This window comes from Cetobacterium sp., from assembly GCF_051653945.1.
Lineage (GTDB): Bacteria > Fusobacteriota > Fusobacteriia > Fusobacteriales > Fusobacteriaceae > Cetobacterium_A.
In genome coordinates, this window is record NZ_JBOFXD010000051.1 from 1 (window position 1) to 10,843 (window position 10,843).

Consider the following 10,843-nt stretch of genomic DNA (forward strand, 5'->3'; position numbering starts at 1 on the left):
AAATATTCATCTAACTTTATAATAAGCCCTTCGCCTACTAAATATTGAAAAATCCCTTTAAAATTTTGATTTTTATAAAAGGATTCGCTTAATCTTTCAAAACTCAATCCATTAAACTCCTGTTTTTTTAATAGAACCAAAATTTCATCTTTAACTTTTTTTTCATCTTTTGAAAGTTTAACTTTAAAAGTTTTAAGTGAAACAAAGTTATCTTTTTCTTGAAATTCATCTTGAAACTCATTTATTAAATTGATTCCTTTAAAAAATAGGGTGTTAATAGTTGCTAAAGGAACCCCTTTTTTAAGAGGATTTTTCAAATGAAAATCATTTAAGTATGAACTAATTTCGGTTTTAAGATTTTTAAGGTTTTCTTTATGAATAATAGCCTTTATTGTTTTAAAAATAAAAATATTCTCATCAAAACTATCTCTATTTAAAGAGAGATTAAACTCTTTATTTAAATCCTCTATGTATGTAAAGCTACCTTTATTTAAAAGGTACTCTGAAACATTAAGTTGTTTATTTAAAAGATAATTTAATTTTTTTAAATAGATAGGGTTATTTTTTTTAGTAGGAACTCCAAAAGGTGCTAGAACTCGAACTCCTCCAATCAAAGTAGATGTACTAAGAGTTCTCAATATACCAATGTCATCAAAATCTATAGGAATCTCTTTGTCCATTATAAGCTGGAAAAAAGTTGATTCCTCTTCAAAATCTTGAAGATATTTAATCTTTCCATAATACTCTCCAGTACCTATATTTAACCTTATTTTAGTATTGTTTTTAGGAATAGTTCCTCCAGATAATCTATTGAATACTACATCTATTATTTTGCTATTTGTAATAGTTTTACTATTGGTTAATAGGTTGCCTCTTTCAAGTTCTTTTGCAGTCACACCAGTTATATTTAAAGCACATCTTTGTTGAGATGAAATGTATTCTAAATCTTTTCCATGATTTTGAATTCCCTTTATTTTAATATTAATTTTTTGTGGATAAAGAGTTAAAGTGTCCCCTTTATTTATGCTACCAATAGTTGTACCGCTAACAATAGTTCCAATTCCCTTAGGAGAATAGATTTTATCAATATCCAGTCTAAAAATATTTTGAAAATTATTGGACGACAACAAATCAAAACTCTCAATCTCTTTTAAAATTAAATTATATAGATTTTCATAGGTTGAACTATCCTTTAAACTGACCTCAACAATAGGAAAATCTTTCAGAAAGTCTTCTTTAAACTCTTGAGAGATTTGAGCTCTAACTTCGTCAACTCTTTCAGATGTAACTAAATCTCGTTTTGATAAAACAATAACTCCTTTTTTTATTCCAAGAAGTTTTAAAATCTCTTTGTGCTCTATTGTTTGGGGCATAATACCATCGTCACAAGCTATCAAAAATAATACAAAGTTAATACCTTTTGCACCAGCAACCATGTTTTTGATAAACTTTTCATGTCCAGGAACATCTATAATACTAATAATATCGCCAGAGGGAATATTTAAAGGGGCAAAACCAAGATCAATGGTCATCCCCCTTTCTTTTTCCTCTTTCATAGTATCGGTATTTATATTTGTCAACATTCTAACTAAAGTTGTTTTTCCGTGATCTATATGACCAGCTGTACCAATTACTATATTCTTCATAGTTATACTCTTTCTAAGAATTTTTTAAAGTTCTTTATAATTATAGAGTACTCATCATTGTGAATTGTTTTTAAATCAATAAAGAATTGATTATTTTGAACTCTACCAACAATAGGTGTATCCTCTTTTAAAAAAGCTGTTTCAATTTGTTTTCCATCTAGAGAGGTAATAACAGCACCGTAACTATCGATAGTTGCATCAGGCATGGAACCTCCACCAATTATAGCTTTTGTTTTGATGATTTCACTATCTATCTCAATCTCTTTTAAAAGATTCTTTAAAACTTCAGCCCTTTTAAAAACTTCACCTATCGGTTCTAAGATTCTATTTAGAGTAGGATTTTTTTCGATGGCAACCTTTTCATCAACATATTGTTTAAAAGTAAACTCTAAAGCACTAATAGTCATTTTACAAACTCTAAAAGCTCTTAAGAATTGATTTTTTTTCAATTTTGAAATTAACTCTTTCTTCCCGATAATTACTCCACATTGTGGTCCACCTAAAAGTTTATCTCCACTAAAAGTTATTAAATCAATACCAGAGTTCAAAGATTCAAAGATTGTAGGTTCCTTTTTTTGTCCATATTTAGAAAAATCTATTAACACACCACTACCTAAGTCTTCCATTGAGATTATTTTATGCTCTTTTGCTAATTCAGCAATCTCTTTATTAGAAACAGATTTTGTAAATCCAGAGATATGGTAGTTAGATGTATGAACTTTTAAAAGCATTGATGTATTTTCATTTATTGCTTTTTGATAGTCATTTAGGTGAGTTCTGTTAGTAGTACCAACCTCGATCAGTTTAGCACTTGAAAGTTCCATGATATCTGGAATTCTAAACGAACCACCAACTTCAACAAGTTCTCCTCTAGATATAATAACCTCGGTATTTTTACTAAATTCATTTAAACAAAGCATAACGGCAGCAGCATTATTATTGACTACTAGAGCAGCTTCAGCACCAGTTACTTTTGCAATAAGCTCTTCTACATGAGAGTATCTACTCCCTCTTTCCCCTGTTTTTAAATCAAATTCAAGATTACTATATCCACAAAGTGAATTTTGTAGATGTTCGATTAATTCTTTTGAAAAAAGAGCTCTTCCTAAATTTGTATGTAGGATAGTTCCTGTACCATTTATAACTCTTTTAAAATTAAACTCTAAATTTTTAGTTAGAGATTTTGTGATTTCCTTTTCAATATCTTCAATAGAGTATTGAGTGATAACTTCCTCAAGAATTCCCTTTCTAAAAAAGCTAATTCCTTCGTTAACAGCGTCATAAACCTCCTTATAAGGTTTATTTTTAAAAAACTCCTTTTCATTTAGTAGATCGATAACTTTATCTACTTTAGGAAGATTTCTTAAAAGAGTTTGTTTATTAGTCATAATATTCCCCTTATCTAACTACAATATATTTTCCGTTGTATTTATCTACAGTTCCAATTAAAGCTGATTTTATCTTAAGAGTATTTAGTTTTTCCATAACTTCTGATGCATATTTTGAAGAAACAGAAAATAGCAATCCACCAGATGTTTGTGGATCTAGCATAATCTCTTGTAACCAAAACGGAACTGCTGATATATCAACTTTATCATTTAAATAGTTTCTATTTTTTTGTCCCATAGAGTTTATATAGAACTCTTTAGCGAACTCTTTAGCAATGTCTAAATATGGAATAAGTTCCTGTTCTAAAACAAAAGTTTTTTCAGAAGCTACTGCCATTTCGTATGCGTGTCCTAAAAATCCAAATCCTGTAATATCTGTACAAGCAGTTATTGGATAGTCTTTTATAATTTCTGCAGAGTATTTATTTAAAGTTGTCATTATTTCAACCCACTCAGCCTTTACTTTATCAGAGAGAGTTTCAACTTTAGAAGCTGTAGAAATAATACCTGTTCCAAGAGGTTTTGTTATGATTAAAACATCCCCTTCTTGAGAACCATAATTTTTAAAAACTTTGTCAGGATGTACAAGTCCAGTTACAGAAAGACCATACTTAATCTCAGGATCATGAATAGAGTGTCCACCACTTAGAACAGCTCCAGATTCAGCAATTTTTTCAGCTCCGCCTCTTAAAATTTCTCCTAAAATTTCGATATTTTCCTTTTCAGGGAAACAAACTATGTTCATAGCTGTTCTAGGCTCTCCTCCCATTGCATAAACATCACTTAAAGAGTTAGCCGCAGCTATTTGTCCAAATATATATGGATCATCAATCATAGGTGTGAAAAAGTCTAAAGTTTGAATTAAAGCTATATCATCTGTTAATTTATATATAGCAGCATCATCAGATTTTTCAAAACCAACAATTAAATTTTTATCTTCCACACTTGGAAGGTTTTTTAATAAATTTGAAAGAACCTCCGGTCCTATTTTACTTGCTCAACCACCAATTGAGCATTTATCTAATAAAATTTTCATTTAGCCCTCCTTATTCATAAAAATGAACCTATAAATTATACCACAATTATATATTTAATACCATACCGCCTTCTAAATTATCAACTGTTGAAACTGTGATACTATTTTTATTTAAAATATCTAAAAGAGTTAATAGAATTAGATTCCCAGCAATGATAACATCAGCACGGTTAGGTTCTAAACCAATAATTTTTTTACGATCTTCTAAAGTTTTACTTAGAAATAGATATAAGTTTTCCTCTAAATCCATTTTTGTTAAAACATAGCCATCTATCTCTTTTTCATCGAACTTAGGAAGTTTTTTAACAATAGAAACATTAGTTGTAACAGTGCCAGCAACTCCTATAATTTTAAAGTTGTTACCTTCAAATTTAATTAACTCATTAAAAAATCCTTTTAGATAGTTACGAGCAGATAAAAGAGTTTCCTCATTATAGTTTTCATCTGAAAAAAACATCTCTGTTAACTTTACAACTCCAATGGGAAAACTTTTGATGTAGTCAATTCCATTGTAATCCCCTATGGTAATTTCACTACTACCACCTCCTACATCAATAGTTGCTATTTTTTCTCTATAGATGGTGCTATTTCCATTAAAACTTAATTTTGCTTCAATCTCTCCTGGGATAACTAAAGTATTTATATTAAACTCATGCTTTATTCCTTGAACAAACATACTTCCATTGCTAGCCTCTCTTGTAGCAGCAGTAGCAAATGCAATAAGTTCAGTTACACCCATAGAATCAGCTTTTTCTTTAAATCTTTTAATAATATAGTATGTTTTTTCAATAGATTCTTTTGAAAGAATACCAGTTTGATTAAGGTTTTTTCCCAGTCTAGAAACCTCTAAATCCTTATATAATGGCGTAATAATCTCTATTTTATTGTCAGTTTTTTCAATCTCTGCAATAAAAAGTCTACATGAGTTGGTTCCTATATCTATGACACCTTTTAAAATTCTATTTTTAAAAGAGTGGTTTACTTCAGAGATAATCTCTTTAGAGATTGGCATATTTTCAAGAGTTCCATTTTTATCGATAATAAATTTAATTTTATCATGGGTATTTTTTTTATCTTTTTTCATAACATTTATTAAAGTTTCTTCCTCTATATATATAGGGGTAGGATCAATTTTATAAAGGCTGAAAAGGTCTTTGATAGAATTAATATATTCCTCTGTGGCAAAACCTAAAAGTTTAGAGATTTGCATTTCAAAAAGTATACCTTTAGCTACTCCTTCCCCATGAGAGATATGTTGATAATCAAAAAGAGTTTCTAAAGCATGGCCATAAGTATGACCTAAGTTTAAGAAAGCTCGATCTCCTTTTTCAAACTCATCTTTTTCGACAAACTCTTTTTTTATTTTACAAGATTCATAAATCATTTCAATTAAAACTTCGGGTTTTAACTTTAATATATCTCTACATGAGTCAATTAAGAAGTTAAAATAACTCTTATCTTTTGCAATTATACTGTGTTTAATAACCTCTCCCATACCAGACTTAAATTGATATAAAGGTAGAGTTTTTAAAAAATTAATATCTATAATAACTCCAATAGGTTGTTTAAAAGAACCAATTAAGTTTTTTCCAAGAGAGTGATTGATAGCAACTTTCCCTCCAATACTAGCATCAACTTGAGCTAGTAGGGAAGTAGGAACTTGTAAAAAATCAAGGCCTCTCATAAAAGTAGAAGCAACAAATCCTCCTAAATCACAGATAACTCCACCTCCAACGCATATAATTAAAGAGTTTCTGGAAAAATTATTCTCTATTAAAAATGAAAAAATTTCCATAGAAGTTTCCATATTCTTATAGATTTCGCCATCTTCAATTTTATAGACATAGGTTTTTTTCTTTGGAAGATTACTTAAAATCTTTTGACCATAAAGTTCACCTATAGTTTTATTTGTAAGTAACAGTATTTTGTCGTAATTTTCAGTAAAATCATTAAGCTTATCTATTGTATTTTGTCCAATAAAAATGTCGTATGAATTTATAGAAGTCTTCATAACTAAATTTTTCATAATATTGGTCTCCTTTTATTTAAATTTCTATAGTTAAAGTATAATATTTTTACAAAAAAAAAGCAAATCTAGTAAAAGAATAAAAGTTAATCAAAAGAGGAGTGGAGTGGATTAAATATATCCGTCTGTTTATTTACAAAAGATAAAAAGTATGGTACTTTATAGAAAAAAGTTAAAAAGACTGGAGGTAAAAAATGCAAGGTTTAAAAACGTTTATATTAATGCTAGTAATGACCTTATTGCTATTATTTATAGGAGGAGCTATTGGTGGAAAAACAGGAATGACAATAGCTTTAGTTTTAGCAGGAGTAATGAATTTTGTATCGTATTGGTTTAGTGATAAAATTGTGCTATCTATGTATGGAGCACAAGAGTTACCAGAAAATCATAAAGTTTATTGGATAACAAAGAAATTAGCAGAAAATGCAGGCCTGCCTATGCCAAAGGTATATATGATAAATCAAAGTCAACCTAATGCTTTTGCAACAGGAAGAAATCCCCATCATGCAGCAGTTGCAGTGACGAGAGGATTGGTAGAACTTATGGATGACAATGAGTTAGCAGGAGTAATAGGACATGAATTAGGGCATGTTTCACATAGAGATATACTGATTCAAAGTGTGGCAGCAACTTTAGCAGGAGCTATTGCATATATGGCTAATATGGCAAAGTGGGCAGCTATTTTTGGTGGTGGAAGAAGAGATGAGGATGATAATCATGGAGGTATTTTTGGGTTATTAGCAATAAGTATTTTTGCACCCTTAGCGGCAATGTTAGTTCAAATGGCTATATCTAGAAGTAGAGAATACAAGGCTGATAATTTTGGTGGGAAAATTTGTGGTCATCCAAGATATTTAGCAAATGCTTTAAGAAAATTAGAATCATATGCTACAAGAATACCGATGGATGCAGTACCAGCTACAGAGAATATGTTTATTGTTTCGCCTCTAGCAGGAAGTAAGATGGCAAATCTGTTTAGCACTCATCCAAGTACAGCTGATAGAATAAGAAGATTAGAGGAGATGGAATAAAATAAAATTTGACAAATCCAATAATATGAAGTAAATATAAAAAGTAAAGAGATGGAGGAATAGTTATGGAAAAAACTGTTGTTTCTCAAAAGATTCTACTTATATTTACATTAATATTATTGACTTATCTTATTGTTGTTTTATTTGAAAAAGATATAAACACCTTTGATGAATTAGAAAGGATTCTTCTTTTTAGACATTTTAGGCTACACATGTAAAGAGTCAGAGTTATATCTGACTCTTTTTAATTTGACACTAGAGCCTTATTGGTATATACTTGCAATAGTATATTAAGGTGGTGTAGAATAGATGGACTGGAAAAGATTAACAATAGAAAGTAGAGAAGAACTACAAAAATTTTTAAAAAATAAGTTTGAAACTTCAGATATGAATTTTACAAATCTTTTTTTATGGAGTTTTAGTGAAAATATTCAATACGCAGTTGAGAATGACGTACTTTATATAAAGGGATTTTATGAAGGGAATGAGTATTATTTTTCGCCTGTTTCAAAAGATGATAATAAAGATAAGATAATAGCTGCTGTAAAAAAAATTAAAGAAAAGAACGGAAAGATAGTTTTCATTCCTGAAAGCTATAAAGAGTTTTTAAAAGAGAATTTTATAGTGATAGAGGAGAGAGATTCATTTGACTATATCTATTTAAAAGAGGATTTAGCCGAACTTAAAGGAAGGAAGTTTTCTTCTAAAAAAAATAAAATAAATAAATTTAAAAAAACATATAATTTTACTTATGAAAAAATATCAAGAGAAAATATAGAGGGTATAAGAATTTTTCAAAGAGAGTGGACTGAAAATAGAAAAGAGGATACAATTATAATATCTGAAACTCTGGGTATAGAAGAGCTTCTTAATAGCTATGAAATTTTAGAATTAAGAGGTGGAGTTATAAAGGTTGATGGGAAAATAGTAGCTTATGCCATTGGAGAAAAATTGACCGAAAATATGGGAGTTATTCATATTGAAAAAGGAATATCTGATTATCAGGGAAGCTATCAAATGATAAATATGTATGTTGCAAAAGAGGAGTTTCCTGATGTTGAATTTATGAATAGAGAGGATGATTTTGGAAGCTTAGGATTAAGAGAAGCAAAACTTTCTTATCAGCCAATAGAGTTTAGAAAAAAATACAGTATATAGAGGAGGAGTAATATGTTTAAGGTTATCAACAAAATAGAAAAAGGTTATGATTTAAATGTTGTATTATGTTTTGAGGGAGAAGTTAATATTTGTGAACATATATCTTCTGCAAACAAGGAGTTAATAGAAAAATTAATAAATAAAAAAGAGTTCACAGGAAAAAAAGGTGAAACTTTAAAAGTTGAATTTTTAGAAGGAACGTACTTAATTTCAATGATTTTTGTAGGAATGGGTAAAGAGGAAGAGTTTAATTTGGATATATATAGAGAAGTAATGTTTGATATATTATCTAAAGAGAAAGGTTCAGTTTTAATATCAGCAGAAAATGAGAAATTACTAAATCACAATGTTTTAGGGGAGATTTCATCTAATGTAAACTATAACTTTGATACATTTAAAGAGAAAAAAGGGGAAACTTTAGAAATAGAGCTATTTATTCCTGGGGAAGAAAAGGATTTTTCAGAAACAGTTCTTTTAGGAGAAGCAACAGATATAGCTAGAGATTTAGTAGATCAACCTGCAAACATAATTAATCCAGTAACTTTAGCAGAAAAAACTGTTGAACTTGGAAAAAAATATGGATTTGAAGTTGAAGTTTTAGATGAAAAAGAGATTGAAAAATTAGATATGAATCTTCTTTTAGCTGTTGGAAGAGCATCTATAACAAAACCAAGACTTATTGTTATGAGATACTTAAATGGAAAAGATAATAATGAAAAGATAGGATTAGTAGGAAAAGGATTGACATATGATACAGGTGGACTTTGCATAAAACCAGCAGACTCTATGTTTGAGATGAAAAGTGATATGGCAGGAGCAGCTTCTGTAATAGGTGCTATGTGTGCTATTGCTAAAGGAAAAGTTGAAAAGAATGTAGTAGCAATAGTTCCAGCATGTGAAAATGCTATAAATGAAAATGCATATAGACCTGGAGATATTATAAAATCAATGAATGGAAAAACTGTTGAAATTATTAATACAGATGCAGAGGGAAGATTAGCATTAGCAGACGCATTAACTTATGCTGTAAGAAATGAAAAAGTAACAGAGATTGTTGATTTAGCAACTCTTACAGGAGCAATTATTGTTGCTTTAGGAACGATTACAACTGGAGTATTTTCAAATAGTGATGAAAAATATGCTATGTTAGAAAAGAGTAGCAAACTGTATGGAGAGAAAGTTTGGAGATTGCCAATATTTGATGAGTATAATGAACTATTGAAATCAACAGTTGCCGATATAAAACATACAGGTGGAAGAATGGGAGGATCAATAACAGCAGCTAAGTTTTTAGAGGGGTTTGTTGAAGGATTACCATGGATACATATGGATATAGCAGGAACTTCATTTAATAGTGGTGTGAAGTGGCTTAAAAAGGGTGCTACAGGAGTTGGAGTAAAAGCACTTTATGGTTATGTAAAAAATAGATAAAATAAAAAGGTGAGAAATTCTCACCTTTTCTTATATAAGGTAGGTGGGAAAATGATAAAAAATCAATTGAAAGTTTTATGGAAGGATCTTTTTAATGATGAGCTAGATTATATAAATTGGTATTTTGATAATGTTTATAATGAAGAAAATACAAAGATATTTTTAAAAAATAATAAAGTTTATGGGATGCTATTTGAAAATAGTTACCATATATCAGTTGGTGAAGATAGATTTATGGGAAGATATCTTGTAGGTGTAGGAGTAACTCCTGAAAAAAGAGGAGAGGGGGTTATGAAAGAGTTACTTTTAAAAAGCTTAAAAGAAGCATATGACTTTGGTGAAGAGTTTATATATTTAACGCCAATTGATAAAAAAATATATGAAAGATTTGGATTTGCTTATATTTCAACACTTTCTAAATATGAACTAGAGTTTCCTGTATTATGTGGTTTTAAAAAAGAGTTTAAAATTGAGAAAATACAAGATGAAAGTTATGACCAAAACATTTTAATAAAATTAAAAGAGTTTTATAGAGAAATTTCTCAAGAATATTATATAAAAGTTGCTAGAGAAAAAGATGACTATAAGAAGATATTATCAGAAATTTTTTGTGAAGATGGATTAATCTATATTAGTTATGATATAGCAGGAAAAATAAATGGTTATATGAGTTTAGTTAAGTCTGAAAGTATATATGTAAAAGAAATTTTATTTAAGGATAAAGATACTTTAGAAGGATTATTATCTATTTTATATGGATATAAGGATTACTATAAAAAAATAGAGATCGTTCTTCCTGAAAATACATATTTAGAAGATTATTTAGATAGTGAAAATTTGGTTAAAAAAACTCTAAAAAATAAAGTCCAGGTAAGAATTTTACATGTTGAAAAAGTATTAAAAAGATTAAGTAAAAGTTTAAAAGAGAATGAAGAGATTAAAATATATGTACAAGACAGATATATAGAGTCTAATACAGGAGTATTTAAAATAAATAAAAATGAAGTTGAGAAGATAGAGGGAGAGTTTGATTTAAGTTTGGATATAAATGATTTAGCAACCTTAGCTTATGGATTTAGAGATTATAAATCTTTAAAAAAAATAGAGAGTTTTTATATAAAAAATAA

Annotated in this window: 9 protein-coding genes; 5 read left to right on the forward strand and 4 right to left on the reverse strand. The window is 28.9% G+C overall.

Annotated features, from left to right (window positions below; genetic code table 11):
• From selB to aroB, 4 genes are all read right to left on the reverse strand, one after another.
• Positions 1-1,646, reverse strand: a 1,646-nt coding sequence (gene selB / locus ACRC8M_RS05165) for a selenocysteine-specific translation elongation factor (protein WP_438528173.1), incomplete at its 3' end; no start/stop codon positions are given.
• A 2-nt stretch (positions 1,647-1,648) separates the two neighbouring features.
• The gene (gene selA, locus ACRC8M_RS05170; RefSeq protein ID WP_438528174.1) at positions 1,649-3,034 is read right to left on the reverse strand and encodes an L-seryl-tRNA(Sec) selenium transferase; all 1,386 of its coding nucleotides are present in this window, start codon (positions 3,032-3,034) and stop codon (positions 1,649-1,651) included.
• A gap of 10 nt (positions 3,035-3,044) precedes the next feature.
• Entirely contained in the window at positions 3,045-4,022 is a 978-nt protein-coding gene (gene selD, locus ACRC8M_RS05175; protein ID WP_438528181.1) for a selenide, water dikinase SelD, read from the reverse strand.
• 94 nt (positions 4,023-4,116) lie between these two features.
• Complete coding sequence (gene aroB, locus ACRC8M_RS05180; protein ID WP_438528175.1) at positions 4,117-6,096, reverse strand: 3-dehydroquinate synthase; 1,980 nt, start codon at positions 6,094-6,096, stop codon at positions 4,117-4,119.
• Positions 6,097-6,290: 194 nt separating this feature from the next.
• On the opposite strand from aroB, the gene htpX reads away from it, so the two are divergent.
• The 5 genes from htpX to ACRC8M_RS05205 form a co-directional block, all read left to right on the forward strand.
• Positions 6,291-7,127 (forward strand): zinc metalloprotease HtpX, encoded by an 837-nt coding sequence (gene htpX / locus ACRC8M_RS05185; RefSeq protein ID WP_438528176.1) that lies wholly within the window; start codon positions 6,291-6,293, stop codon positions 7,125-7,127.
• 65 nt (positions 7,128-7,192) lie between these two features.
• The gene (locus ACRC8M_RS05190; RefSeq protein WP_438528177.1) at positions 7,193-7,345 is read left to right on the forward strand and encodes a hypothetical protein; all 153 of its coding nucleotides are present in this window, start codon (positions 7,193-7,195) and stop codon (positions 7,343-7,345) included.
• A gap of 91 nt (positions 7,346-7,436) precedes the next feature.
• Positions 7,437-8,285, forward strand: a complete 849-nt coding sequence (locus ACRC8M_RS05195) for a DUF2156 domain-containing protein (RefSeq protein WP_438528178.1) — start codon at positions 7,437-7,439, stop codon at positions 8,283-8,285.
• Positions 8,286-8,297: 12 nt separating this feature from the next.
• Positions 8,298-9,716, forward strand: coding sequence for a leucyl aminopeptidase (locus tag ACRC8M_RS05200; RefSeq protein ID WP_438528179.1), 1,419 nt, complete (start codon positions 8,298-8,300; stop codon positions 9,714-9,716).
• Between the two features lie 51 nt (positions 9,717-9,767).
• On the forward strand, positions 9,768-10,843 hold a 1,076-nt coding region (locus ACRC8M_RS05205), incomplete at its 3' end, for a GNAT family N-acetyltransferase (RefSeq protein ID WP_438528180.1).

What these genes read in the sequence shown, in the direction of transcription:
- selA (WP_438528174.1), bottom strand. Translation starts at nt 3,034, where the DNA reads ATGACTAATAAACAAACTCTTTTAAGAAATCTTCCTAAAGTAGATAAA.
- htpX (WP_438528176.1), top strand. Translation starts at nt 6,291, where the DNA reads ATGCAAGGTTTAAAAACGTTTATATTAATGCTAGTAATGACCTTATTG.
- ACRC8M_RS05200 (WP_438528179.1), top strand. Translation starts at nt 8,298, where the DNA reads ATGTTTAAGGTTATCAACAAAATAGAAAAAGGTTATGATTTAAATGTT.
- aroB (WP_438528175.1), bottom strand. Translation starts at nt 6,096, where the DNA reads ATGAAAAATTTAGTTATGAAGACTTCTATAAATTCATACGACATTTTT.
- ACRC8M_RS05190 (WP_438528177.1), top strand. Translation starts at nt 7,193, where the DNA reads ATGGAAAAAACTGTTGTTTCTCAAAAGATTCTACTTATATTTACATTA.
- ACRC8M_RS05195 (WP_438528178.1), top strand. Translation starts at nt 7,437, where the DNA reads ATGGACTGGAAAAGATTAACAATAGAAAGTAGAGAAGAACTACAAAAA.